Below are 24,893 nucleotides of genomic sequence, written 5' to 3'. Positions count from 1 at the left end.
GGCGAAGCGCCCGTGGGCGCCTCGCGCGTGCAGCGTGTTACAGGACGTCGAGCAGCTCGATGTCGAAGATCAGCACGCTGTGCGGGGCGATGCTGCCCACGCCTTGAGCGCCGTAGGCCAATTCGCTCGGTACGTACAGACGCCATTTGCTGCCGGCGTTCATCAGTTGCAGCGCCTCGGTCCAACCGGCGATGACGCCGCCGACCGGGAATTCGGCAGGCTGGCCGCGCTCGTAGGAGCTGTCGAACACCGAGCCGTCAATCAGGGTGCCGTGGTAGTGGGTGCGCACGGTGTCTTCGCGGCCCGGCTTGGCGCCGTCGCCGGTGTTGATGACTTCGTATTGCAGGCCCGAAGGCAGGGTGATGATGCCTTCGCGCTGGCCGTTCTCGGCCAGGAAAGCCTTGCCGGCACCGGCGGCCGCTTCGGCCTTGGCAGCCGCTTCGGCTTGCATCACGTCACGAATGACCTTGAAGCTGGCCGACAGGTCGGCCTCGTTGACGCGGCTGTCGGCACCGTTGAAGGCGTCGGTCAAGCCAGCGACGATGGCCTCGAGGCTGACGCCCGGTGGCGGGTTGTCGCGCAGTTGGCCGCCCAACTGACGGCCGATGCCGTAGCTGACGCGGGTTTCGTCGGTGGACAGGTTGAGTTCGGACATGGGTTTGCTCCGCTACGGACGTGCGACTGCCACGCCCTGGGGTGATGAAGGGCGAGCAGCCTAGCACACCTCGGCGGCGAATCAGCTACCAGGTCGGACGGGGCGAGATGGCCACCTTGAGGTCTTGCTCGGGGCGCACACCCATGCCGCACATCTCGTCGTGTACCGACCAATGCACCAGGAACATCGACTCCACGGGCACGTTCTGCAGCAGTTCGCGGGCCTCGGTCACCGAGCGTACCCGCAGGCGTTCGCCGTTGGCATCGGCAAGCGGATGCGGTTTACCTGCCATGCAGGCTTCGAGCAGGTAATCCCCGCCTTCGATGCCGATCACGTTGATTTCTTCGATGCGGCCGGCAACGGCCTCGGTCTGAAGTTGCTGCAGATTCATAGGCACACCTCATCGGAAAATTCGACCAGAGTGCGCATTCTTCGTACAGCGGGGAGAAAAGCACAAGCACCGCCGCGCACCGCTGGTCCGGTGCACGGCGGGCGCTGGGTTTCAGTGCTTGGTCAGCTTGTCGAGGTAACCCATGACGAACGCCGAGACCACGAAGGTCATGTGGATGATCACGTACCACATCAGGTATTGCGGCGAAATGTTCTGCGCATCCATGAACACCCGCAGCAGGTGGATGGAAGAGATCGCCACGATGGACGCGGCCACCTTCATCTTCAGCGAGGTGGAGTCCATCTTGCCCAGCCAGCTGAGCTTTTCCTTACCTTCGTCGATGTCCAGTTGTGAGACGAAGTTCTCGTAGCCGGAGAACATCACCATCACCAGCAAACCGCCGACCAGCGACATGTCGATCAGCGACAGGATGACCAGCACCAGGTCGGCCTCGGCCATATCGAAGACATTGGGCAGGACATGGACGATCTCCTGAAAGAATTTCAAGGCCAGAGCCAGCAAGCCCAACGACAGGCCAAAGTAGATCGGCGCGAGTAGCCAACGGGAGGCGTACATCGCGTTTTCAAGCAAACGTTCCATGGGGGCGACTCGTGAGGTGGGGGAAAGCGTGCGCGAGTATAGCCAGCCGCCCGTGACAGCAAAAGCCTGATCCAAGGCAATCGAACGCCTGCTGGCGGTCGCTGGACCAGCGAATATGCGACCGTTTATGTCTCGGGTCGGAACTGATAATCGCCCAGGTTGCTGCAACGCTCGCCGTTGATCTTGCGCAGTTGGGCTTGCAGGTGCAGGCACCAGATGGGCGGGTCTTCGGTGACCTGATAACCGTGCAAGGTCAGGCTGTCGACGATGGCGTTCAGCACCGACTCGGCCACCGCCGGGCCATGGAACGGCCCTTGCGCCTTGATGGCCGAGGGTTGTTCGCCCGCCATGCCGGCGGCGAACAGCAGCGTCCACATACCCGTGTCGCCGGCCAAGGGGCGGATGGAGCATTCGATGCGGGTGACCAGGCCTAGGCACTGGCGAGTGAGACTGAGGTTGCGCATGGTGGCGGCCCCTCTGGAAAACACCGGATTGGGACACGAGCGAGCCAGCCGGTTTAGTCTCAGAGGCTGGAGCCGCTCTGAATATCAGCGTAGTCGAGCCCATCGCAAAGCTGGAAAACCGGCGCCGAACGGTAGAACATCGCCTCCAGCGCCGGTTTCTTGACTCAGGCAGGTTTGCCTTGCGCCACCAGGTCTTCCAAACGTTCTTTTTCCGCCTCCTTGATGTCTTCCTCGCTGACCATTTCGGCAATGAAACGCAGGCGCTCGACCACGCGGGCGTTGACGCTGCCCTCAGGGAACTCGCCCTGCTCGTTCGGCGCGCCGGCTTCTTCGCCGACCAGCAGGCTCAAGGCCTCGTCGGCCTGGCTGACGGCATAGACATGGAACTGTCCTGCCTCCACCGCTTGTAACACACGCTCGTCGAGCATCAGCGTGGCGACGTTGGCGCGCGGGATGATCACACCCTGCTCGCCGGTCAGCCCGCGTGCTTCACAGAGGCGGAAGAAGCCTTCGATCTTCTCGTTGACGCCGCCGACCGCCTGCACTTCGCCGAACTGGTTGATGGAACCGGTGATGGCGAAGCACTGCTTGAGTGCCGTGCGCGATAGGGCCGAGATCAGCGTGCAGGCCTCGCCCAGCGAGGCGCTGTCGCCATCCACATAACCATAGGACTGCTCCAGCGCGATGCTCGCGGAAATCGCCAGGGGGAATTCCTGGGCATAGCGGCTGCCCAGGTAACCGGTGAGGATCATCACCCCCTTGGAGTGGATCGGCTGGCCCAGGTTGACCTCGCGCTCGATGTCGACGATGCCGCTGCCGCCCGGATACACCGTGGCGGAAATCCGCGCCGGCATGCCGAAGGCCGAGTCGCCCACTTCCAGTACGGTCAGGCCGTTGCACTTGCCGATCGCGGCCCCGTCGGTGTCGATCAGGATGATGCCGGCGAGCATGTCGTCTAGCACCCGTTGCGACACCCGGCCGGTGCGCGTGGCCTTGGCGCGCAGGGCACGCTCGATGTGGCCGGCGTCGGTCATGCTGTCGCCGGCCAGTTGGCGGATGAAGTCGGCCTCGCTGACCAGTTGGAACAGATCGCCGATGCGCGCCGACAGCCGCGCCTGGTTCTCGGCCAGACGCGCGCTGTAGGTGGCCAGCCGCGCCACCGCGTCGCTGGTCAACGCGGCCATGCCCTCTTCGTTGGTGCGGGTGCGCAGCAACTGGGCGAACTGCTCCAGGTTCTCGTCGACCATGGGCATGTCTTCGTCGAAGTCGACCAGTACTCGGAACATCTCCTGGAAGTCCGAATCGTGGTCTTGCAGCGCATAGTAGAGCTGGCGCGAACCGATGATCACGAGCTTCACGTCGAGCGGGATCATCTGCGGGGTCAGGCTGATGGTGGCCACACGGCCAAGCTCGCCCAATGGCGACTCCATCTTCAACTTGCGCGACTGCAAGGCGCGCTTGAGGCCGTCCCAGACGAAAGGCTCGCTGAGCATCTTTTCCGCTTCGAGGATCAGGAAGCCGCCATTGGCGCGGTGCAGCGCACCGGGGCGCAGCTGCCGGTAGGAGGTGTACAACGCGCCCTGGTCGGTGCTGTATTCGATGCGCCCGAACAGGTTGTCGTAGGTCGGGTGCGGCTCGAACACCACCGGTGCGCCGCTGTTGCCGTCATGGCCGGCGACCAGGCTCGGAACGTACTGGTCTTCCAGCAGCTTGCGCGCCACGGCGTCGGTCTTGCTGTCTTCGACCAGTTGTTCGATGACCGTGCGCAGCAGGTTCAACTGCACCGATTGCAGGTAGGCGCACACACCTGCGTTTTCCGCGTACTTTTCCGACAGCGGCGCCAGCAGAGGTTGCAGGGCCAAAGTGATGGTTTCTTCGTTGAGCTGGCGCAACTGGTTGTTCGACTCGCGCTTCCATTGCGGCAGGCTCGACAGTTCGTCGTTGAGGCGTTCCTCCAGAGCGGCGATGTCCTGATGAAAGCGCTCGCGCACCTCGTCGGGCAGTTGGGCGAACTCGGCTTCGTCGAGCGCCTTGCCGTCGGCCATGGGGGTGAAGGCGACGTTGCTGCTGTCGCGGTACAGCGCGATGTCCTTTTCCAGCGAGGCACGTTCGATGATGTCCAGAGCCTGGTCGTAGCGCTGGTTGAAGGTGCGGTCGATGGCACCCTTCTTCTGCTGGAAGGACGGGTGTTCGAACACTGCCGGGAAGGTGGCCAGCAGGTTGTCGATCAGGCCGTGCATGTCGGCGACGAACGCGCCCGCAGTGCCGGAGGGCAACTCCAGCGCGCGCGGCTCGCGCGGGTCTTCGAAATGGTTGACGTAGACCCAGTCGGCCGGGGTCTTCTGGCGCTTGCCCTCGGCCTTGAGGTAGCGCTTGACGAAGGAGAAGCGGCCGGTGCCCGGCTCGCCCATGACGAAGACGTTGTAACCCGGGCGCGGCATGGCCACGCCGAACTGCAGGGCCTCGACGGCGCGCTCTTGGCCGAGCACTCCCCGGAAGGGTTCGAGGTCGTCGGTGGTGGAGAAGGCGAACTGTTCAGCGGAGAAACGCCGGGTCAGGGCTTGCGGCGCCAGACGCAGGCGCGAGGCAACAGGATCGGGCATTGGGCTTCCTTACTTCGGCGGGGCGATGGGCCATTCTGGGGCTCGCCGCGCGCCGCTGGCAAGGCTCGCCGGGACTTTATGTCGCAGCGTTGCAACGGTAAATTTTTCCTACATGACCACGCAACCTTTACACACTGCCTAAACTCCAAACTGCGCGGGAGGATCAATACCTCCCCGGCTTGGCGCTCAAGTGCCGGGCTCCGACCATTGGAACGTCCACGAAAAAGAGAACAATGCTATGAAACGGATTCTTCTGGGTACCCTGTTTGCTGCTGCATCGCTGAACGCCATGGCCGAAGCGCCAGGCGGCCCGAACTGCGGTTGGGGCAACATGCTGTTCGAAGGCCAGCGCGGCACCCCAGCCCACTTCCTGGCTTCCACCACCAACGGTACTTCCGGCAACGCCACCTTCGGCATGACCTCCGGCACCAACGGCTGCTCGACCAAAGCTTCGCTGACCTACGGCGGCAAATCCTGGCTGGCCATGAATGGCATGATGAACGAGCTGTCCGAAGACATGGCGCAAGGCCAGGGCGAAGCCCTGACCACCTACGCCGTGGTACTGGGCGTGGCGCCACAGGATCGCGAGCGCTTCGCGGCCGTCACCCACGACCATTTCCAGCAGATCTTCAGCAGCGCCGATGCCAATGCTGAAACCGTTCACACCAACACCCTCGCGGTCCTGAAAAACGACCCGCAACTGGCCAAGTACGCTACCGAAGCTTGAGTCCTGCCCAACCCGCCCTGCACGACAGGGCGGGTTCGTGCATTCTATCGGCACCCTCCTGACTAGTTGCCCGACATGCTCAAACGCCTTTCGCTCCTGGCGCTCAGCGTCAGCACCCCGCTGCATGCCGCTTCCCACATCGACCAAACCCGCGCACAACAGCTCGCCGCGCAGCCTTACTGGGTTGCCCTGGGGCACTACGAAAGCGGCAAGCTAGGCGGCTGGCGCAGCTATGTCGACGATCCCAAATTCTTTCTCGCCGCAGACGGCGCACATCACCCCGAGCGCGAACTGAGCGCCACGGTGGAGGCGCTCTACGCTTCGGCGAGCCTGGGCAACCAACATGCCCAATGCGTATTTCCGGCACGTACCCGCTGGTTGCGCGAGCAACTGAACCTGCACGATCTGCCGCAACCCAAGTGCGGCGACTATAAAGCCTGGTACGACGATGTCGCGCCGCACAGCGCCGCGCTGATCTTTCCGGCGGCCTACCTGAACAGCCCGTCGTCGATGTTCGGCCACACCCTGCTGCGCATCGACCAGGCCGACACACACAGCAACAAGACATCCTTGCTCAGCTATGCCATCAACTTCGGTGCCTACATCGAAGGCAGCGACAACAGCATCCTGTACGCCTGGAAAGGCCTGGCCGGTGGCTATCCGGGCCTGTTCGCGCTGATGCCCTACCAGGCCAAGCTGTCGGAATACCGCAGCCTGGAAAACCGTGACCTGTGGGAGTACCAGCTGAACCTTACGCCCGAGGAAACCGGACGCATGGTCGAGCACGTCTGGGAACTCAAGCAGGTGCAGTTCGATTACTTCTTCTTCGACGAAAACTGCTCGTATCGCCTACTGGAACTGCTGCAGGTGGCACGGCCGAGCCTGGACCTGACCTCGCAGTTCCCGCTCACCGCCATCCCCACCGACACCGTCAAGGCGGTGAAGCAGGCGGGCCTGGTAGCCGACACCCGTTACCGCCCCTCGCGCGAGCGCGAACTGCTGGCACGAGCCGAACCGCTCGAAGCCGAAGAAACCCTGCAAGTGTTGGCCCTGAGCGCCGACACCCAGCACTTGCAAAGCCCGGCCTTCGCCGCCCTGCCCCGCGAGCGCCAAGCCCTGGTGCAAGACGCGGCCTACCGCCTGGAGCGCTACCGCGCCAACGGCCAGGAGCGCGACCCGGCGCAGGCTGCGCGCAGCTTCGAGCTGCTGCGGGCGATCAACCGCAACCCGCCGCCGCCACTGGACATCGAAAAACCCGGTTTGCCCGAAGAGGGCCACGAGTCGCGCACTTGGCAACTGGGCCTGGGCACCCGCGACGATCGCGCCTACGCCGAATACGGCCTGCGCATGGCCTACCACGACCTGAACGACAACGCCTACGGCTTTCCGCTGGGGGCGCAGATCGAAATCCTCCAGCTCAAAGTGCGCCAGTACGAGGGCAACGATTGGCAGGTGCAACGCCTGGACTTGGCCACCATCCGCTCGCTGACACCGCGCAACGACCTGCTCAAGCCTTGGTCGTGGCAAGTGGCCGGCGGCCTGGAACGGGTACCGGGCAAGCATGGCGACGAAGTGCTGGTCAGCCACGTCAACGGCGGCGCAGGCGGTACCTGGCAGTTGGGCGGGGATGTGCTGGGCTTCGCCTTGGGCACCGTGCGGGTCGAACACCATAACGACTTCGCCGAGTTCATCTCGCCCGCAGCCGGTTTCAACAGCGGCGTGCTGTGGCGCAACGGCCTGGGCAACTTGAGCCTGGAAGCCAAGAGCGACTTCTTCACCAACGGCGAAGTGCGCCGTAGCCTGAGCCTCAACCAGCAGTGGGAAATTTCACGCAACCTGGGCCTACGCCTGAGCGCCAAGCGCGAATTCAGCCACCTGGCCTCGGCGCAGAACGAGGTGATGCTGGAGATGAAGTGGTACCACTACTGATTCGCTGCCGGCCAACCTGGGGGCTCGCGCCCTCGGGCTCTGTCGAGATTAATGGCAATTCGACATTCTTTTGACCTCGCCCTCACACTCCCGCGCCTACACTGACCCCATAACGTGGAGATCGTGGCTATGGCGCGGTATTGGCTCGGGTTGTGTATAGCGATGCTACTCGGCGGTTGCCAATCGACTCATGAGCAGATGCTCAAGGACGGTTACCCGCCTGCCTACGCCGACGGTTATCAGGATGGCTGCGGCAGTGGCCGCCATGCAGCCGGGCTGAGGGTGGGGGATTTTCGCAAGAACGTGCCGCGCTATCTGGCCGAGCCCCAGTATGAAACCGGTTGGGACGACGGCTTTCGCCAATGCCAGAGCCTGCAAGCCGGGCAGAATCTGCGCGATGAGCGCGAGCCCTATGGGAACGAGCGCGATCGCGACTGGCAACGGGAAAAGAACCGCGACAACGCCCGCGCCTTTCGTCACGACTAGACCCTTTCAGACGTAAGTCCTGTCGGACATCGACTGAAACGACCGGCCACTCGCCACGGTCCCACTGCAAAGGAGGGCCACATGAGCCGAGCATTCGTCAACGAAGACCACGCCGCCGCACAGGCCAGCCAGCCTGTAGAGCGGCGTATCAGCGAGCAGACCAATTACGTCACCGCAGACGGCCTCGCACAATTGCAGGCACGGGTGGAAGCGCTCAATGCCGAACGCCGCGAGCTGCAAGCCCAGGGCGAGCGCGCCGACCAGCAGCGCCTGGCCGACAACGAAAGCGACCTGCGCTATTTCACCGCGCGGGTACTGAGTGCGCAGCCCGTACCGACGCCCACTTCGACCGACAAGGTACAGATCGGCAGCCGTGTCACCTTCGCCGACGAGCAGGATCACCAGCAGCAGGTGCGTCTGGTGGGCGAAGACGAGGCCGACGCTACGCGTGGCCTGGTCAACTGGGGTTCGCCCTTGGGCCAGGCGCTGCTGGGTGCAGCCCCGGGCGATGAAGTGACCTGGAAACGACCGGCGGGCGATCTGCTGATCGAAATCGTCGCGATCGAGCTATGACGTACCTCGGCGTGGCTACACCACGCCCTGCGCCAACATGGCGTCGGCCACCTTGACGAAGCCGGCGATGTTGGCGCCCTTGACATAGTTGACGCTGCCGTCGGCCTCTTCGCCGTAATGCACGCAGACATGGTGGATCGACTGCATGATGCCGTGCAGCTTGCTGTCCACTTCCCCGGCCGTCCACAACAGGCGCATGGCGTTCTGCGACATTTCCAGCCCTGACACAGCCACGCCACCGGCGTTGGAGGCCTTGCCCGGTGCGAAGAGGATGCCAGCGTCGATGAACAGATCCACAGCCTCCAGGGTGGTCGGCATGTTCGCGCCTTCGGCCACGCACACGCAGCCGTTGGCCAGCAAGGTACGCGCTGCCTCGGCGTCGAGTTCGTTCTGCGTGGCGCAGGGCAAGGCGATGTCGCAGGGCAGCGACCAAGGCGTCTGCCCCTTGCGGAACTCCAAGCCCAATTCGCCGGCCAATGCGCTCAAGCGCCCGCGCTTGACGTTCTTCAGTTCCATCACCGCTTCCCACTGCGCTTCGCTCAGGCCCGACTCGCAGTACAACGTGCCTTGCGAATCGGACAGCGAGATGACCTTGCCGCCCAGGTCCATGACTTTGCGCGCTGCGTACTGCGCGACATTGCCGGAACCCGAGATGGCCACGCGCTGGCCGTCGAAGCTCGACTGCTTGCGCTTGAGCATTTCTTCGGCGAAGTACACGCAGCCGTAACCGGTGGCTTCGGGGCGGATCAGGCTGCCGCCGTAGTTGATGCCTTTGCCGGTGAGCACCGAGGTGAACTGATTGGCCAGGCGTTTGTACTGGCCGAACAGGAAACCGATTTCGCGCCCACCCACACCGATGTCACCGGCCGGCACGTCGACGTCTGCGCCGATGTGGCGGTACAGCTCGCTCATGAAGGCCTGGCAGAAGCGCATGACTTCGCCATCGCTCTTGCCCTTGGGATCGAAGTCCGCACCACCTTTGCCACCGCCCATGGGCAAGGACGTCAGCGAGTTTTTCAGCACCTGCTCGAAGGCCAGGAATTTCAGCACACTGAGGTTCACCGACGGGTGGAAACGCAGGCCGCCCTTGTAGGGACCGATGGCGCTGCTCATCTGGATGCGGAAACCGCGGTTGACCTGCACCTTGCCCTGGTCGTCGACCCACGATACCCGGAACAGCACCGCACGTTCGGGCTCGCACATACGTTCGAGAATGCCCGCTTGCAGGTAATGCGGGTTGGCTTCGAGAAACGGCCAAAGACTGCGCAGCACTTCTTCGACGGCTTGATGGAATTCGGGTTGGCCAGGGTCGCGTTGTTGCAGGCGGGCCAGGAAGGAGTCGACGGATTCGATCATGCTAGACATCTCACCAAAGGGGATCGGACTTGTTGGTTTTTGCCCGACTCTAACAAGAAGCCTTCGCACAGCAATAGGGCAGGATGTCGTTTTTATGAAAATAAATGGTGCGTTTTATATAAATGTATACAAGATGTTAAATTTTTAAGCCTGACAACTCCCCACTTAGAGCGCTCGACTGTTTTCACTCAAGCACGAAAATGGGGCCTCGAAGGGCCCCATTCTTGTGCAACTGCCGGCTTCTTACTGTGCCAGCTTCTTGTGCCGAACCCGGTGCGGCTGCGCGGCGGCATCGCCCAGGCGTTTCTTGCGGTCGGCTTCGTACTCGGTGTAGTTGCCTTCGAAGAAGACCACGTTGGAGTCGTCTTCGTAGGCCAGGATGTGCGTCGCCACGCGGTCCAGGAACCAGCGATCGTGGGAAATCACGATGGCGGCGCCAGGGAAGTCCAGCAGCGCTTCCTCCAGGGAACGCAGGGTTTCGACGTCGAGGTCGTTGGACGGTTCGTCGAGCAGCAGTACGTTACCGCCCTCCTTCAGGGTCAGGGCCAGGTGCAGGCGGCCACGCTCACCACCGGAAAGGTCCTTGACGAACTTCTGCTGGTCACCGCCCTTGAAGTTGAAACGCCCGACATAGGTACGCGACGGAATCTCGTAGTTGCCGATGCGGATCTGGTCGGAACCGTCGGACACCTGCTGGAACACCGTCTTGCTGCCGTCGAGGTCTTCGCGGCTCTGGTCGACGCAGGCCAGCTGCACGGTTTCGCCGATCTCGATGCTGCCCGAATCGGGCTGTTCCTTGCCCATGAGCATGCGGAACAGGGTCGACTTACCGGCGCCGTTGCCGCCGATCACGCCGACGATGGCGCCTTTGGGCATGGCGAAGGACAGGTTATCGATCAGCACGCGGTCGCCGTAGCCTTTGGAGACGTTCTTGAACTCGATGACCTTGTCGCCCAGGCGCGGCCCGGCCGGAATGTAGATCTCATTGGTCTCGCTGCGCTTCTGGAATTCCTGCGATTGCAGTTCCTCGAAGCGCTGCAGGCGCGCCTTGGACTTGGCCTGCCGGGCCTTGGCGCCTTTGCGCACCCACTCCAGCTCTTCCTTCATGGCCTTTTCATGGGCGCTCTGCTGCTTGGATTCCTGCGCCAGTCGGTCGGACTTGGCCTCCAGCCAACCGGAATAGTTGCCTTCGTATGGGATGCCAGCGCCGCGGTCGAGCTCGAGAATCCAGCCGGCGACGTTGTCGAGGAAATAACGGTCGTGGGTGATGGCCACCACGGTACCGGGGAAGTCGTGCAGGAAGCGCTCGAGCCAGGCCACCGAGTCGGCGTCCAGGTGGTTGGTCGGCTCGTCGAGCAGCAGCATGTCGGGGGCCGACAGCAGCAGACGGCACAGCGCCACGCGGCGCTTCTCGCCACCGGAGAGGTGTTCGATCTTCGCGTCCCAGGCCGGCAGGCGCAGGGCGTCGGCGGCGACGTCGAGCTGACGCTCCAGGTTATGGCCGTCGGCGGCCTGGAGGATGGCTTCGAGCTTGGCCTGTTCGGCGGCCAGCTTGTCGAAGTCGGCGTCCGGATCGGCGTAGGCGGCGTAGACCTCGTCCAGGCGGGCCTGGGCGTCCTTGATCACGCTGACGGCCTCTTCGACCACTTCGCGCACGGTCTTGCTCGGGTCGAGCTGTGGCTCCTGGGGCAGGTAGCCGACGTTGATGTCGGCCATCGGACGGGCTTCGCCGTCGAACTCCTTGTCGACCCCAGCCATGATCCGCAGCAGGGTCGACTTGCCCGCGCCGTTGAGGCCGAGCACGCCGATCTTGGCGCCCGGGAAGAACGACAGCGAGATGTTCTTGAGGATTTCGCGCTTCGGCGGCACGACCTTGCTCAGCCGATGCATGGTGTAGACGTATTGAGCCAAAACCAAGCCCTCTCTCTATATAGGTAAGGACATCGACGCCAGCGCAGGCGGTGGCCCGGGCTGGCGGTAAAGGAGATGTCGTGGAACAAAGTGCGCCATTCTACGTCAAGTCGCGACGTTGCACAGACGGGCAGGCGTGCCGGGCATCGCCACCCGCTCGATTCAGCTGCGGGCCTTGCGCAGCTTGCCACGCGGCGCGCGGTGGCCTTGCGCCGTCAGCTTGGCGGCCCAAGCCGCCTTGACGCTGAAGCCTGCGGCGCGCTCGGCCGGTGCGGCGGGTATAGCGGTGGTCTGCACGGTCTCGGCCGGCACGGTGGCGGCCGGCACAGGTACCACACGGGCTTGGGTCGGAGCCGCTGGAGGGCGCTGCGGCGCGCTCGCGTCGGGCGCGGCGCAAGTCGTGGCGGCCTTGGCTTGCTTGCGCAGCTCGGCCAGAGACGGCGACTTGGCGACGCTGACTGCGGTCGGCTTGAGCAGCGTGCGCTGGCACGACTTGCACGACACCTGCTCGCTCACGCCAGTGCTGACCAGCGTTTGCGCGGTGCGGCCGCAGGCGGCCTGCAGGCCGTTGGTGGAATAGTGGGTAACCAAACCGGGTATCTCCGTAAAGCACAGGCATTGAAACGGCCGGCATTCTCGCATACCCAGCGGCGTCTGCCGAACCGACAGGACGGCGGGACAGAGTCGTAGCACTTTGCCATAATGCCGCGCACGCCGGGCGCCCTCCCCGATTGCGGACTATAGTGCGCCGGCCACTGGATCACCTCAGCGGTCTGCCCGACAGCTTTTCCATGCCCTGCCCTTGCCAGCCCTTTCGCAGGATGAGCGCTTGACTATCACCACACCACCGCCCGCCCCTACATCGGGCAATCCCGCATCCGCCAAGCCTTTGGGCGGGTCGCTCAAGGGTGCCCTGGCCATGATCGTGCTGGTGCTGCTGGGCTTGCTCGCCTGGCAGCTGTCCGCGCAGTTCTACGCCACCCTGGCCGAGCAGCGCGAGCAGAGTCTGAGCGCCAGTGCAGAGCTTGCCGAGCACTTGGAATTGAACATGGCGCTGCAGGCGCAGCAGGCCATCAACCTGATGCAACCCCATGCCCAGACACCAGAACCTGCCGCCCTGCCGGCGCTGGTCAAGGCTTGGCGGCAGAAGCTGCCGGCGCTCCAAAGCGTGGCCTGGCTGGACGCAAGCGGTCAGGTTCAGCTCGACAGCGCCTCGTCGCGCCTGGACGGCGATGCACTGCATACTGCATTCGCGCTGGGCAAGGGGCAGGATTTCTTCTACGCCAACAGCTCTGACGGCCAGACCCTCTACCTCCTGCTGCAACAGCCCATGCTGCCCTCGGCCAGTGCGGGCGGCTATTGGCTGCTGCGCCTGTCGGGCGAATACCTGCACACCCTCAGCCAGCGCCTGCAAGGCGCCAAGGATTCGCTGTGGCTCCTGGAAAACAGCCGCGACGCGCAGGTGTTGCTGGGCCACCCCGATACCGGTGGCGCCAGCCTGGAACAGGGCCGACTGGACAGCGTCATGCTCAGTTTTCTCGCCCACAGCCCCTGGCAGTTGCGTGGGGTGTTCGACACCGAGCGTGCGCGTGCGCAGTTGCTCCCGGCGCTGATCGGCAAATACCTGCTGGTCGTGCTGTGCGCCTGCCTGCCGGTGCTGGCGCTGTTCAACCTGCGTCGTCGCCAACGCGCCTTGCAGGCCGACCGCCGCCGCTACCACGACATTTTCGAAGGCACGGGCGTTGCCCTGTGCGTGCTCGACCTGTCGAACCTGCCCGGCCAGTTGCAGCGCCACCATGTCGGCAACCGCGCGGCCTTGAAGCACAGCCTGGCGCTGGACCCCAACCTGCGCCGCGCCCTGCTGCAAGAGCTGAGGATCACCGAAACCAATCAGGTGGCGCGCCGGCTGCTCGGTGTCGACTCCAACGAAAGCACCTGGCGCCGTCTGATCGAAAGTTCGATCGACGAGCGCGACAGCATCGGCATGCAACTGATTTACGCGGTGCTCGACCAGCGCGAGCAACTGGAGCTGGAGGTGCGCCTGCCCGCGCCCGATACCGGCGAACTGCACCTGTGGCTGATGGTGCGGCTGCCCGAGCCACGTGATTATCAGGCCGTGATCCTCAGCATCAGCGACATCACCAGCCGCAAACAAGTCGAGCTGTCGCTGCTCGAACGCGAAAGCTTCTGGTCGGACGTGGTGCGCACGGTGCCCGACCAGCTCTATGTGCAGGACGTGCAAAGCCAGCAGATGATCTTCAGCAACCGCCACCTGGGCCAGACCTTGGGCTACACCCGCGCGGAACTGGCGCAGATGGGCGACCGTTTCTGGGAACTGCTGATGCATCCCGAAGACGCCGAGCAGTACCGAGCGCAACGCTGGCACCACCGTGAAGCCGGCAAGAACCAACCCCTGCACTACCAGACGCGCTTCCGCCATCAGGACGGCACTTGGCGTTGCTACGACATCCGCGAGCAGGTGCTGACCCATGACAACCGGGGCCAGGTGATGCGCATCATCGGCGTGGGCAAAGATGTCACGGTGCAGATCGAAGCCAGCGAGTCGCTGCGCGACAGCGAACAGCGCTACCGCATGCTGGCCGAAAGCATCAGCGACGTGATCTTTTCCACCGATGGCCAGCTGCAGCTCAACTACATCAGCCCCTCGGTGCAGGTGGTGCTCGGTTACGAAGTGGATTGGGTGTTCGACAACGGCTGGCAATCGACCATCGCCAACCCGGCCCAGCTCAGCGGCGTGTTGCGCCTGCTGGAGCAAGTCACCCACGCGCTGGACGACGCCGAACAGCTCGAGCACCTACGCCTGGAACTGCCGACCCAGCTGTTCCTGTTCGACTGCCTGCGCGCCGACGGCCGCAAGATCCCCATCGAGCTGCGCGTGGTCCTGGTCTGGGACGAGCACGGCGGCTTCGAGGGCATCCTCGGCGTTGGCCGCGACATCAGCCAGCAGCGCCGCGCCGAGAAAGACCTGCGCATGGCCGCCACGGTCTTCGAGCACTCCACCTCGGCCATTCTGATCACCGACCCGGCCGGCTACATCGTGCAGGCCAACGAGGCCTTCAGCCGGGTCAGCGGCTACGCCGTGAGCGACGTGCTCGACCAACTGCCGATCATGCTGGTGGTCGACAGCCAGCAGGAGGCGCACCTGCGTTATGTCCTCAAGCAGTTGCACCAGCGCGGCAGCTGGGAAGGCGAAGTGTGGCTCAAGCGCCGCAGCGGCGAGCATTACCCGGCCTGGGTCGGTGTGACGGCGGTATTCGACGACGAAGGCGACCTGGCCAGCTACGTGTGCTTCTTCACCGACATCAGCGAACGCAAGGCCAGCGAGCAGCGCATCCACCGCCTGGCCTACTACGACGCCCTGACCCACCTGCCCAACCGCACGCTGTTCCAGGACCGCCTGCACACCGCACTGCAACAGGCCCAGCGCAGCACGTCCTGGGTGGTGTTGATGTTCCTCGACCTGGATCGCTTCAAACCGATCAACGACTCACTGGGCCATGCCGCCGGCGACCGCATGCTCAAGGACATGGCCGAGCGTCTGCTGGCCTGCGTGCACGACGACGACACCGTGGCGCGCATGGGCGGCGACGAGTTCACCCTGCTGCTGCAACCCAAGCCGACCCGCGAAGCGTCGCTCAACCGCGCGATCCATGTGGCCGAAAACATCCTCGCCAGCCTGGTACGGCCATTCGTGCTGGAGAACCGCGAGTTTTTCGTCACCGCCAGTATCGGCATCGCCCTGAGCCCGCAGGACGGCAGTGAGCTCAGCCAGCTGATGAAGAACGCCGACACGGCGATGTACCACGCCAAGGAGCGCGGCAAGAACAACTTCCAGTTCTACCAGGCCGACATGAACGCCAGCGCCCTGGAACGCCTGGAGCTGGAAAGCGACCTGCGTCATGCCCTGGAACAGAACGAATTCATCCTTTATTACCAGCCGCAGTTCAGCGGCGACGGCAAGCGCCTGACCGGCGCCGAGGCGCTGTTGCGCTGGCGCCATCCACGGCGCGGGCTGGTGCCGCCAGGCGATTTCATTCCGGTGCTCGAGGAGCTAGGGCTGGTGGTCGACGTCGGCGACTGGGTGTTGCGCGAGGCCAGCCGGCAGCTCATGGCCTGGCGCAGGGCGCGGGTACGCGTGCCGAAGGTGTCGGTCAACCTCTCGGCGCGACAGTTCTCCGACGGCCAGCTGGGCACGCGCATCGCCACCATCCTCAAGGAAAGCGGCCTGCCGCCGGCGTGCCTGGAGCTGGAGCTGACCGAAAGCATTCTGATGCGCGAGGTGAACGAGGCGATGCAGATCCTCGACAGCCTCAAGCAGCTGGGCTTGAGCATTGCCGTCGACGACTTCGGCACCGGTTATTCCTCGCTCAACTACCTCAAACAGTTCCCCATCGACGTGCTGAAGATCGACCGCACCTTCGTCGACGGCCTGCCCTCCGGCGAGCAGGACGCGCAGATCGCCCGCGCTATCATCGCCATGGCCCACAGCCTGAACCTCGCGGTGATCGCCGAAGGCGTCGAGACCCACGAGCAGTTGGAATTCCTGCGCGAACACGACTGCGACGAGGTGCAGGGCTACCTGTTCGGCCGGCCCATGCCGGCCAACCAGTTCGAAGCGCAGTTCAGCAACGAAACGCTGTTCATGTTGGGCTGATGGGGTCGGGCCTGCATGCGAGCCGTCTGCTCGGCGGCAAGAAGTACAGAGTGGAAGACGAGGTCTTGTCGGACAAGCACATCACAAAATCTTGCGAAAGGGTCTGAAACCGTGGTTCGGAAAGCACTGGGCGACACGCAGACGTTGAAACAACGCCTGGACGAGATGGAAGAAATCGTGACTGTCATAGACAGGATCGGCTCCGGATACGACCGTAACGAAGACGCTGCGGCAGCTTTATTGCTTTTCTTCAAGCAGTGTGAGGTGCTGCAAAAGCTGGCCAAGACCCGAAGGTATCTGTCGGAGCAATTCGAAAACACACTCAGCGCAGACGAACTTGACGAGTTCCTGGAGCAAGAAGTGCCCGCATGGCGACCGCCCTACGAAAAAAAAGCCGACGCACTCTTGGCCATGTTGGACCCTGCATCGCCCAAGACAACATCTGAGCAGTGAATCGAGCGCCTGGCTTACGCCGATCCCATGGCGACGTCACTGGGCGGATGGCCGGTTGCGTCCGCTTGGCGCGCGCACGTCGCCGCTCGCCGCTTGCGGCTGCGCGGCGGCGGCGCAATGGGATAGAATGCCCGCCCTTTCCAGACCGATCCTTGAGGACCGCCATGTTCAGCCGTGATTTGACCATTGCCAAGTACGACGCAGAGCTCTTCGAAGCCATGCAGCAAGAAGCGCTGCGCCAAGAGGATCACATCGAGTTGATCGCGTCGGAAAACTACACCAGCCCCGCCGTCATGGAAGCCCAAGGCTCGGTGCTGACCAACAAGTACGCCGAAGGCTACCCAGGCAAGCGCTACTACGGCGGTTGTGAGCACGTCGACGTGGTAGAGCAACTGGCCATCGACCGCGCCAAGCAACTGTTCGGCGCCGACTACGCCAACGTCCAGCCCCACGCCGGTTCCCAGGCCAACGCAGCGGTCTACCTGGCCCTGCTGTCGGCCGGCGACACCATCCTGGGCATGAGCCTGGCCCACGGCGGCCACCTGACCCACGGCGCCAGCGTCAGCTCGTCGGGCAAGCTGTACAACGCCGTGCAGTACGGCATCGACGGCAACGGTCTGATCGACTACGACGAAGTCGAGCGTCTGGCGGTCGAGCATAAGCCGAAAATGATCGTCGCCGGTTTCTCGGCCTACTCGCAGGTGCTGGACTTCGCCCGCTTCCGCGAAATCGCCGACAAGGTCGGTGCCTACCTGTTCGTCGACATGGCCCACGTCGCCGGCCTGGTCGCGGCGGGTGTGTACCCCAACCCGGTGCCGTTCGCCGACGTGGTCACCACCACCACCCACAAGACCCTGCGCGGTCCGCGCGGCGGCCTGATCCTGGCCCGTGCCAACGCCGACATCGAGAAGAAGCTCAACTCGGCCGTCTTCCCCGGTGCCCAGGGCGGTCCACTGGAGCACGTCATCGCAGCCAAGGCGATCTGCTTCAAGGAAGCGCTGCAGCCTGAGTTCAAGACCTACCAGCAGCAAGTGGTGAAAAACGCCCAGGCCATGGCCGGCGTGTTCATCGAGCGCGGCTTCGACGTGGTCTCCGGCGGCACCGAGAACCACCTGTTCCTCCTCTCGCTGATCAAGCAGGAGATCTCCGGTAAAGACGCCGACGCAGCCCTGGGCAAAGCGTTCATCACCGTGAACAAGAACTCGGTGCCGAACGACCCTCGCTCGCCGTTCGTCACCTCGGGCCTGCGCTTCGGCACCCCGGCCGTGACCACCCGCGGCTTCAAGGAAACCGAATGCCGCGAGCTGGCCGGCTGGATCTGCGACATCCTGGCCGACCTGAACAACGAAGCGGTGATCGGTGCCGTGCGTGAGAAGGTCCAGGCCATCTGCAAGAAGCTGCCGGTTTACGGTCAGTAATCGCAGTGGTGCAAAAAGCCCGGCTCGTCAGCCGGGCTTTTTCATGGGCGGTAAGAAAGGTCGACACTTGGGACGATGGCCCCAGCCGCACTCGCTCCCTGACGGAAGCGGTGCCAGCTGCCGTGCCGAAAAGGGCCGGAGGAGCATGCCCCCTCCTCTCGACACCAGAACCTCGATCATGCCCACTCCACGACAGCTGTCTTTTCTCGGCACTCTGAGCCTGAACACTCATCCGGTACATACGCTGGCGTCCCTGCACGGTGCTCCCGTATGGGTCAATCGCCTGGGGGGTGCCGGCGTACTGCCGGGGCTGGCCAGTACGGTGCGTAACGATTCGAATCTGCTTGGCTGCCAGGCCAGCGAGCATGCAACGCCACTACTGCTCTACTTCCGTCACACCGAGTCTGGCTATCGGCTGTACGTGCGTGAGCCGGGAGAACATTTCGGCAAAGGCATCAAACTGATCGACGACCTCTATCTCAGCCTAGGCTCCACGTACGAATGCAATCCGCAACCGGTGACGCTCAAGACACTCGATGGCCAAGGCGTCGACATGGACGGTCTGGCTGACGACACCCATTCCGTCCAGCTGGAAGCAGGTGGCAAGCCGATCGTCTTGGGCAAACGCAGCTACTCGCGGCACACCTACCTGACCCGGGCCGAGGGCACACCGCTGCCTTGGACGCTGATGATCGTGCAGAGAAACGTGCCATGGGTCAGCCAACCCGACGAAGCATGAGCAGCCCGTGAAACGTGCTCCAGCCAGCACGTCTCACGGACTTTCAAGCGCAATCAATCCGGCGCTGTCGTCGCCGGATTCCCGCTCAGCGCCGCGAACCCCGCCTTGATCTGCTGCTCCGGCAACTCGTCGCCGATGAACACCATGACGCTCTCGCGCGCTTCGCCCTCGCGCCATTCGGCGTCCCAATCGAAACCGTATAGTTTGAGCACACCCTGAAACACCAGGCGGCGCTCGTCGCCGGCAATGTTCAGCACGCCTTTGTAGCGCAGTAACTGCTTGCCGTGCTCCTCCAGCAGCTCGTTCATGAAATCGCTGAGGCGGTCGATGTCCAGTGCTGTATCGCTGCGCAGCACCAAGGTGGAAATGCGGTCGGGCGTGGCCGGCGTCAGCACCGGTCGCAGGCTTGGCGCCGGACGCAGGCCCAGTTCTGGATTGAGGTTGAAGCCGCGCACGTCGAGCAGCTCGGCAAGCTCGATGCGCCCCTGCTCGACCACCCGAATCGCGGCGCGGCCGTTGATCCGGCCCAGCCGCTCGCGCAAGGCCTCGACCGCGGCAGGCTGCACCAGGTCGGTCTTGCTCAACAGCAGGCGGTCGGCGAAGCCCACCTGCGCCTGGGCGATGGTCTGAGTCAGGTGCACATCCGCATGCAGGGCATCGACCAGGGTGATGATGCCGTCGAGCAAGTAACGCTCACGCAGCTCTTCGTCGATGAAGAAGGTTTGCGCCACAGGTGCCGGATCGGCCAGGCCCGTGCACTCGATCACCAAGCGGTCGAACGCGATTTCGCCGGCGTCGAGGCGTTCGAGCAGCAGATACAGAGCTTTGGTCAGGTCGGTGTGGATGGTGCAGCACACGCAACCGTTGGCCAGGGTCATGACCTGCACCGGCTCGTCGCCGAGCAACTGGCTGTCGATACCGGCTTCGCTGAATTCGTTTTCGATCACGGCGATCTTCAGACCGTGCTCGGCTTTGAGCATGTGCTTGAGCAAGGTGGTCTTGCCGGCGCCGAGGAAGCCGGTGAGGACGGTAACGGGAATGGGCGTTTGCACGCAGGTACCTCCATGGAGCCGAAAATGAATGTGGGAGCGCGGTTTTCCGGGCTCCCACAGGTCAGGCAGGGTGTGGCGTCAGGACCAGTACGCCGCGAGGGTGCGGCGCGCAGGCCGGTTCGCTTGCGCTTCGGTCAGCACGTTGCGGGCCACGCCTAACAGCACTTGGGCCCGGCCTTGCCGCCGTAACGGGCTTCCTGGCGCTCGCGGAAGAACGCCTCGTAGCTCATCACCGGCTGGTCCGGGTGTGTGCGCTGCATGTGCTCGACGTAGTTGTCGTAGTCAGGCATGCCCACCATCAGGCGGGCGGCCTGCCCAAGGTACTTACCCAGTCGTCCCAGGTCGTTGAACATGGCCGCGGCCCTCTCTGGTTACGCTTCAGGCAGAGCCTGGAACGGGGTTTCTTTGTCGGTGCGTTCCTTGTGGTTCCAGGCGCGGTAGCCGACTTTCAAGGCGAAGAACAGGATGCTGAACACCACTACCAGGAACAGCACGGTCAGGCCGGCGTTGGTGTAGGCGTTGTACACCACGTGCTGCATCTGCCCGATGTCCTTGGCCGGCGCCAGTACCTGGCCGGCTTGTAGCGCGGTGCTGTACTTGTTCGCCAGGGCCAGGAAACCGACCGCCGGGTTGGCGTCGAACAGCTTGATCAGGCTAGCGGTGGTGGTACAGATCAGCAGCCACACGGCGGGCAGCAAGGTCACCCACACGTATTGCTGGCGCTTCATCTTGACCAGCACCACGGCGCCGAGCATCAGGGCGATACCCGCCAGCATCTGGTTGGAGATGCCGAACAGCGGCCACAGAGTATTGATGCCACCCAGCGGGTCGATCACGCCTTGATACAGCAGGTAACCCCACAGTGCCACACAGCCGGCCGTGGCGATCATGTTGGCGGCCCACGACTCGGTGCGCTTGAGCGCCGGCACGAAGCTGCCGAGCAGGTCCTGGAGCATGAAGCGGCCGGCACGGGTACCGGCATCGACGGCAGTGAGGATGAACAGCGCTTCGAACAGAATGGCGAAGTGATACCAGAAGGCCATGGTGTTCTCGCCCGGCAGCACCTGGTGCAGGATCTGCGCGATGCCCACAGCCAAGGTGGGCGCGCCGCCGGCACGGGCCAGGATGGTGTGCTCACCGATGTCGCGGGCCACCGCCTCGAGCTGGTCGGGGGTGATCATGAAGCCCCAGCTGCTGACGGTCTGCGCCACCGACACCACGTCGCTGCCGACGATGGCCGCCGGGCTGTTCATGGCGAAGTACACGCCGGGTTCGATCACCGAAGCGGCGACCATGGCCATGATGGCCACGAACGATTCCATCAGCATGCCGCCGTAGCCGATGTAGCGGGCGTTGGTTTCGTTGTCCAGCAACTTGGGCGTGGTGCCCGAGGAGATCAGCGCGTGGAAGCCCGAGACTGCGCCACAGGCGATGGTGATGAACAGGAACGGGAACAGCGCACCCTTCCACACCGGGCCTGTGCCGTCGGTGAATTGGGTCAGGGCGGGCATCTTCAGCTCGGGTGCGAGGATCAGGATGCCGATGGCCAGGGCCAGGATGGTGCCGATCTTGAGGAAGGTCGACAGGTAGTCGCGCGGCGCCAGCACCAGCCACACCGGCAGCACGGCAGCGACGAAGCCGTAGCCCACCAGCATCCATGTGATCTGCACCCCGGTGAAGGTGAAGGCCGGGCCCCATACCGGATCGGCGGCGACTAGACCGCCGACCCAGATCGACAGCAGCAACAGCACCACGCCGATCAGGGAAATCTCGCCGATTCGTCCTGGGCGGATATAGCGCATGTAGATGCCCATGAACATCGCGATCGGGATGGTCGCCATCACCGTGAACATGCCCCACGGGCTCTCCGCCAGGGCTTTCACCACGATCAGCGCCAGCACCGCGAGGATGATGATCATGATCAGGAAGCAACCGAACAGGGCGATGGTGCCGGGAATGCGGCCCATCTCCTCGCGCACCATGTCGCCCAGCGAGCGGCCGTTACGCCGGGTGGAGAGGAACAGCACCATGAAGTCCTGCACCGCGCCGGCCAGGACCACGCCGGCGATCAGCCACAGGGTGCCGGGCAGATAGCCCATCTGCGCCGCCAGCACCGGGCCGACCAAGGGGCCGGCACCGGCGATGGCGGCGAAGTGGTGGCCGAAGAGGATGTGCTTGTTGGTCGGCACGTAGTCCAGACCGTCGTTGTTGAGCACCGCAGGCGTCGCCCGGCGCGGGTCGAGTTGCATCACCTTGGTAGCGATGAACAGGCTGTAGTAACGGTAGGCGACGAGGTACAGGGCGACCGCCGCGACCACGATCCACAAGGCATTGACCGCTTCACCCCGACGCAGGGCGACCACGCCCAGCGCACAGGCCCCTATGACTGCCAGCGCTAGCCACGGTATGTGGCGCAGCAGGCTATTATTGTTGTTCATGGTTTTACTTCCAGCTGGATTATTGGAATAACGCCGCTCACCGAGTCTAGGGCGAGTGCTTGCGCATTGCCACATCTGCTTTGGTCTAGAGCCTTTGCAGGCAGATCCGCCAGCGCTCGCACGAACGCCATCCGCCATGCGCATCCAATGCACTTCCGAGGGTTTCAACATGGGCGATAGCCGCGAACGTCGACGTTTCCAACGCATTCCCTTCGATGCTGCCACGCAACTCTGCCAGCACGGGCAGTGCTGGCCAGTCGCGCTCATCGATCTGTCGCTCAAGGGCCTGTTGATCGAGCGCCCGGCCGCCTGGCAAGTCGACCTCACCCAGCCGTTCGAAGCGAAGGTACAACTGGGCGCCGATGTACTGGTACGCATGCAGGTCGAACTGCGCCATGAAGAGGCGGGCCGGCTGGGCTTCGCTTGCACCTCGATGGACATCGATTCGATCAGCCACCTGCATCGCCTGGTGGAATTGAATCTGGCCGATGAAACGGAAATGCAGCGGGAACTGGGCGAACTTATCGAAGATTGAGGTTATTTAGCGGGCCAATTAAATCGCCAGATACGCTTTTCTGTCCAATCGGACAACTTTATTGGCGATGCTCGGTGTTTCGTACACACCGCTCTAGAACAGGTAATACGCCTTGTAATAAGGCGGTTTGGCATGCCTCGATCAGGCCTAAAAAGGGGCTGGTCGAAGCCTTATTCGAATTATTGTATACAATCGATACAACACCTTCGGTACGATTCATACCAGTAGCGCCACAACAATAATTCGAGAGAGCCTGCTCCATGACCACGTCCCATAGCACCTCCTCCCCCGCCCGGCCCGAGGACGAAAACCTCGGCCTGGGCGCCAACCTCGCCTATGGTCTGCAACACGTCCTGACCATGTACGGCGGTATCGTCGCCGTGCCGCTGATCCTCGGTCAGGCTGCCGGCATGGCCCCGGCGGACATCGGCTTGCTGATCGCCGCCTCGCTGTTCGCAGGCGGGCTGGCGACCCTGCTACAGACCCTGGGCCTACCCTTCTTCGGTTGTCAGTTGCCGTTGGTGCAAGGGGTGTCGTTCGCTGGCGTGGCGACCATGGGCGCGATTCTCGGCACCCAAGGCGGCGGCGGTATGCCCGCCGTGTTGGGCGCGGTGATGGCGGCTTCCTTGATCGGCTTGCTGATCACCCCGGTGTTCTCGCGCATCACGCAGTTCTTCCCGCCGCTGGTCACCGGCATCGTCATCACCACCATCGGCCTGACCTTAATGCCGGTCGCTGCGCGCTGGGTGATGGGCGGCAACAGCGCCGCTGCCGATTACGGCAGCGTGGCCAACATCGGCCTGGCGGCATTGACCTTCGCCATCGTGCTGCTGCTGAGCAAGATCGGCAGCGGCGCGCTGTCGCGCCTGTCGATTCTGCTGGCAATGGTGATCGGCACGCTGATCGCCTGGGCGCTGGGCATGGCCGACTTCAGCGGCGTCGGCCAAGGCCCGATGCTGGCGATGCCGACGCCGCTGCATTTCGGCATGCCGACCTTCCACCTCGCCGCGATCCTGTCGATGTGCATCGTGATCATGGTGACGTTGGTGGAGACCTCGGCCGACATCCTCGCGGTGGGCGACATCATCGGCACCAAGGTCGATTCCAAGCGCCTGGGCAACGGCCTGCGCGCGGACATGGCGTCGAGCATCCTGGCGCCGTTGTTCGGTTCCTTCACGCAGAGCGCCTTCGCCCAGAACGTCGGCCTGGTGGCAGTCACTGGAGTCAAGAGCCGTTACGTGGTGGCCACCGGTGGCGTGATCCTGGTGGTGCTCGGCCTGCTGCCGGTGATGGGCCGGGTGATCGCCGCCGTACCCACGCCGGTGCTCGGCGGTGCCGGGATCGTGTTGTTCGGCACGGTGGCGGCCAGCGGCATCCGCACCCTGTCGAAGGTCAGCTACCAGAACAACGTCAACCTGATCATCGTCGCGGCCTCGCTCGGCTTCGGCATGATCCCCATCGCCGCACCGACCTTCTACCACCAGTTCCCCAGCTGGTTCGAGACCATCTTCCATTCGGGCATCAGCTCGGCCGCGATCATGGCCATCGCACTCAACCTGATGTTCAACCACTTCACCGCCGGCAATCCGCAGAACCCCTCGGTGTTCGCCGCCGGCTACGAGCGCACGATCCACTATTCGGACATCTCGGCCCTGCGCGACGGCGACTACTTCAAGGACGGCCACCTGTACGATGCCGAAGGGCACGAGGTGCCGCTGCTCGACGCCGACGCGACCGACACGCTCTCGGCACGGCGCAAGGCGGTGGCGGAGCACTGAACCGATTGCCCGCTCGGGCGCAGGGGCCTCGATGCGCATCGTCGAGATCTCTTTTTACAAACGCACTCATGGATCACCGTTAAAACTGCCACAGGGATGCACTCACTATC

21 protein-coding genes are annotated in these 24,893 nt (G+C 63.6%); 10 read left to right on the top strand and 11 right to left on the bottom strand.

Translation table 11 applies throughout. The features are described 5' to 3' along the window. Positions 1-37 precede the first annotated feature (37 nt). The 5 genes from ACSMEV_RS06845 to ACSMEV_RS06825 all read right to left on the bottom strand — a co-directional run bounded on the left by ACSMEV_RS06845 (position 38) and on the right by ACSMEV_RS06825 (position 4,713). Positions 38-655: an FKBP-type peptidyl-prolyl cis-trans isomerase gene (locus ACSMEV_RS06845; RefSeq protein ID WP_459207756.1), complete on the bottom strand. Its 618-nt coding sequence runs from the start codon at positions 653-655 to the stop codon at positions 38-40. Between the two features lie 85 nt (positions 656-740). Then, entirely contained in the window at positions 741-1,046 is a 306-nt protein-coding gene (locus ACSMEV_RS06840) for a DUF6482 family protein (protein WP_313741340.1), read from the bottom strand. 111 nt (positions 1,047-1,157) lie between these two features. Next, positions 1,158-1,646, bottom strand: a complete 489-nt coding sequence (locus ACSMEV_RS06835) for a TIGR00645 family protein (RefSeq protein ID WP_296265561.1) — start codon at positions 1,644-1,646, stop codon at positions 1,158-1,160. Between the two features lie 125 nt (positions 1,647-1,771). Then, positions 1,772-2,110 carry a PA4575 family protein gene (locus ACSMEV_RS06830; RefSeq protein WP_296265560.1) on the bottom strand — a complete coding sequence of 113 codons (339 nt, stop codon included), beginning with the start codon at positions 2,108-2,110 and terminating at the stop codon, positions 1,772-1,774. A gap of 164 nt (positions 2,111-2,274) precedes the next feature. After that, a complete protein-coding gene (locus tag ACSMEV_RS06825) occupies positions 2,275-4,713 on the bottom strand; it encodes a Lon protease family protein (RefSeq protein WP_459207755.1) in 2,439 nt (812 codons plus the stop codon). A 238-nt stretch (positions 4,714-4,951) separates the two neighbouring features. Here ACSMEV_RS06825 and ACSMEV_RS06820 point away from each other — a divergent pair, with 238 nt between their 5' ends. From ACSMEV_RS06820 to ACSMEV_RS06805, 4 genes are all read left to right on the top strand, one after another. Next, the gene (locus ACSMEV_RS06820; protein WP_459207754.1) at positions 4,952-5,440 is read left to right on the top strand and encodes a DUF3015 domain-containing protein; all 489 of its coding nucleotides are present in this window, start codon (positions 4,952-4,954) and stop codon (positions 5,438-5,440) included. Positions 5,441-5,515: 75 nt separating this feature from the next. Beyond that, the gene (locus ACSMEV_RS06815) at positions 5,516-7,369 is read left to right on the top strand and encodes an Lnb N-terminal periplasmic domain-containing protein (RefSeq protein WP_459207753.1); all 1,854 of its coding nucleotides are present in this window, start codon (positions 5,516-5,518) and stop codon (positions 7,367-7,369) included. Between the two features lie 129 nt (positions 7,370-7,498). Further along, complete coding sequence (locus ACSMEV_RS06810; RefSeq protein WP_459207752.1) at positions 7,499-7,855, top strand: hypothetical protein; 357 nt, start codon at positions 7,499-7,501, stop codon at positions 7,853-7,855. Between the two features lie 81 nt (positions 7,856-7,936). Next, positions 7,937-8,428: a GreA/GreB family elongation factor gene (locus ACSMEV_RS06805; protein ID WP_459207751.1), complete on the top strand. Its 492-nt coding sequence runs from the start codon at positions 7,937-7,939 to the stop codon at positions 8,426-8,428. Positions 8,429-8,443: 15 nt separating this feature from the next. Here the strand turns inward: ACSMEV_RS06805 and gdhA are convergent, their stop codons facing one another. The 3 genes from gdhA to ACSMEV_RS06790 all read right to left on the bottom strand — a co-directional run bounded on the left by gdhA (position 8,444) and on the right by ACSMEV_RS06790 (position 12,286). Beyond that, a complete protein-coding gene (gene gdhA, locus ACSMEV_RS06800; protein WP_459207750.1) occupies positions 8,444-9,784 on the bottom strand; it encodes an NADP-specific glutamate dehydrogenase in 1,341 nt (446 codons plus the stop codon). A 243-nt stretch (positions 9,785-10,027) separates the two neighbouring features. Beyond that, the gene (ettA, locus tag ACSMEV_RS06795; protein WP_459208299.1) at positions 10,028-11,695 is read right to left on the bottom strand and encodes an energy-dependent translational throttle protein EttA; all 1,668 of its coding nucleotides are present in this window, start codon (positions 11,693-11,695) and stop codon (positions 10,028-10,030) included. Positions 11,696-11,857: 162 nt separating this feature from the next. Continuing rightward, on the bottom strand, positions 11,858-12,286 hold the full coding sequence (locus tag ACSMEV_RS06790; protein WP_459207749.1) for a hypothetical protein: 429 nt from the start codon (positions 12,284-12,286) through the stop codon (positions 11,858-11,860). Positions 12,287-12,524: 238 nt separating this feature from the next. Between ACSMEV_RS06790 and ACSMEV_RS06785 the strand changes: the two genes are divergently transcribed. The 4 genes from ACSMEV_RS06785 to ACSMEV_RS06770 all read left to right on the top strand — a co-directional run bounded on the left by ACSMEV_RS06785 (position 12,525) and on the right by ACSMEV_RS06770 (position 18,980). After that, positions 12,525-16,370: a sensor domain-containing protein gene (locus ACSMEV_RS06785; protein WP_459207748.1), complete on the top strand. Its 3,846-nt coding sequence runs from the start codon at positions 12,525-12,527 to the stop codon at positions 16,368-16,370. A gap of 111 nt (positions 16,371-16,481) precedes the next feature. Continuing rightward, positions 16,482-16,823, top strand: a complete 342-nt coding sequence (locus tag ACSMEV_RS06780; protein ID WP_459207747.1) for a hypothetical protein — start codon at positions 16,482-16,484, stop codon at positions 16,821-16,823. Positions 16,824-16,987: 164 nt separating this feature from the next. Next, entirely contained in the window at positions 16,988-18,241 is a 1,254-nt protein-coding gene (gene glyA / locus ACSMEV_RS06775; RefSeq protein WP_459207746.1) for a serine hydroxymethyltransferase, read from the top strand. A 178-nt stretch (positions 18,242-18,419) separates the two neighbouring features. Beyond that, positions 18,420-18,980: a hypothetical protein gene (locus ACSMEV_RS06770; RefSeq protein ID WP_459207745.1), complete on the top strand. Its 561-nt coding sequence runs from the start codon at positions 18,420-18,422 to the stop codon at positions 18,978-18,980. 53 nt (positions 18,981-19,033) lie between these two features. Here the strand turns inward: ACSMEV_RS06770 and yjiA are convergent, their stop codons facing one another. From yjiA to ACSMEV_RS06755, 3 genes are all read right to left on the bottom strand, one after another. After that, on the bottom strand, positions 19,034-20,032 hold the full coding sequence (gene yjiA / locus ACSMEV_RS06765) for a GTPase (RefSeq protein WP_459207744.1): 999 nt from the start codon (positions 20,030-20,032) through the stop codon (positions 19,034-19,036). Positions 20,033-20,187: 155 nt separating this feature from the next. After that, complete coding sequence (locus ACSMEV_RS06760; RefSeq protein ID WP_296265425.1) at positions 20,188-20,385, bottom strand: YbdD/YjiX family protein; 198 nt, start codon at positions 20,383-20,385, stop codon at positions 20,188-20,190. Positions 20,386-20,403: 18 nt separating this feature from the next. Beyond that, positions 20,404-22,470 carry a carbon starvation CstA family protein gene (locus ACSMEV_RS06755; protein ID WP_459207743.1) on the bottom strand — a complete coding sequence of 689 codons (2,067 nt, stop codon included), beginning with the start codon at positions 22,468-22,470 and terminating at the stop codon, positions 20,404-20,406. A gap of 169 nt (positions 22,471-22,639) precedes the next feature. Between ACSMEV_RS06755 and ACSMEV_RS06750 the strand changes: the two genes are divergently transcribed. Together ACSMEV_RS06750 and ACSMEV_RS06745 are read left to right on the top strand one after the other, a co-directional pair. Next, positions 22,640-23,005, top strand: a complete 366-nt coding sequence (locus tag ACSMEV_RS06750) for a PilZ domain-containing protein (RefSeq protein WP_459208298.1) — start codon at positions 22,640-22,642, stop codon at positions 23,003-23,005. Positions 23,006-23,265: 260 nt separating this feature from the next. After that, entirely contained in the window at positions 23,266-24,783 is a 1,518-nt protein-coding gene (locus tag ACSMEV_RS06745; RefSeq protein ID WP_459207742.1) for a nucleobase:cation symporter-2 family protein, read from the top strand. Positions 24,784-24,893: the final 110 nt, after the last annotated feature.

This window comes from Pseudomonas sp. MLB6B, assembly GCF_054508135.1.
This window is presented reverse-complemented; position numbering and strand designations above follow the sequence as displayed.

Bases quoted from the DNA above. Each gene is read 5' to 3' on its own strand.
- ACSMEV_RS06845 (WP_459207756.1), bottom strand. From the start codon at position 655: ATGTCCGAACTCAACCTGTCCACCGACGAAACCCGCGTCAGCTACGGC.
- ACSMEV_RS06840 (WP_313741340.1), bottom strand. From the start codon at position 1,046: ATGAATCTGCAGCAACTTCAGACCGAGGCCGTTGCCGGCCGCATCGAA.
- ACSMEV_RS06835 (WP_296265561.1), bottom strand. From the start codon at position 1,646: ATGGAACGTTTGCTTGAAAACGCGATGTACGCCTCCCGTTGGCTACTC.
- ACSMEV_RS06830 (WP_296265560.1), bottom strand. From the start codon at position 2,110: ATGCGCAACCTCAGTCTCACTCGCCAGTGCCTAGGCCTGGTCACCCGC.
- ACSMEV_RS06825 (WP_459207755.1), bottom strand. From the start codon at position 4,713: ATGCCCGATCCTGTTGCCTCGCGCCTGCGTCTGGCGCCGCAAGCCCTG.
- ACSMEV_RS06820 (WP_459207754.1), top strand. From the start codon at position 4,952: ATGAAACGGATTCTTCTGGGTACCCTGTTTGCTGCTGCATCGCTGAAC.
- ACSMEV_RS06815 (WP_459207753.1), top strand. From the start codon at position 5,516: ATGCTCAAACGCCTTTCGCTCCTGGCGCTCAGCGTCAGCACCCCGCTG.
- ACSMEV_RS06810 (WP_459207752.1), top strand. From the start codon at position 7,499: ATGGCGCGGTATTGGCTCGGGTTGTGTATAGCGATGCTACTCGGCGGT.
- ACSMEV_RS06805 (WP_459207751.1), top strand. From the start codon at position 7,937: ATGAGCCGAGCATTCGTCAACGAAGACCACGCCGCCGCACAGGCCAGC.
- gdhA (WP_459207750.1), bottom strand. From the start codon at position 9,784: ATGATCGAATCCGTCGACTCCTTCCTGGCCCGCCTGCAACAACGCGAC.
- glyA (WP_459207746.1), top strand. From the start codon at position 16,988: ATGTTCAGCCGTGATTTGACCATTGCCAAGTACGACGCAGAGCTCTTC.
- ACSMEV_RS06770 (WP_459207745.1), top strand. From the start codon at position 18,420: ATGCCCACTCCACGACAGCTGTCTTTTCTCGGCACTCTGAGCCTGAAC.
- ACSMEV_RS06760 (WP_296265425.1), bottom strand. From the start codon at position 20,385: ATGTTCAACGACCTGGGACGACTGGGTAAGTACCTTGGGCAGGCCGCC.
- ACSMEV_RS06755 (WP_459207743.1), bottom strand. From the start codon at position 22,470: ATGAACAACAATAATAGCCTGCTGCGCCACATACCGTGGCTAGCGCTG.
- ACSMEV_RS06750 (WP_459208298.1), top strand. From the start codon at position 22,640: ATGGGCGATAGCCGCGAACGTCGACGTTTCCAACGCATTCCCTTCGAT.
- ACSMEV_RS06745 (WP_459207742.1), top strand. From the start codon at position 23,266: ATGACCACGTCCCATAGCACCTCCTCCCCCGCCCGGCCCGAGGACGAA.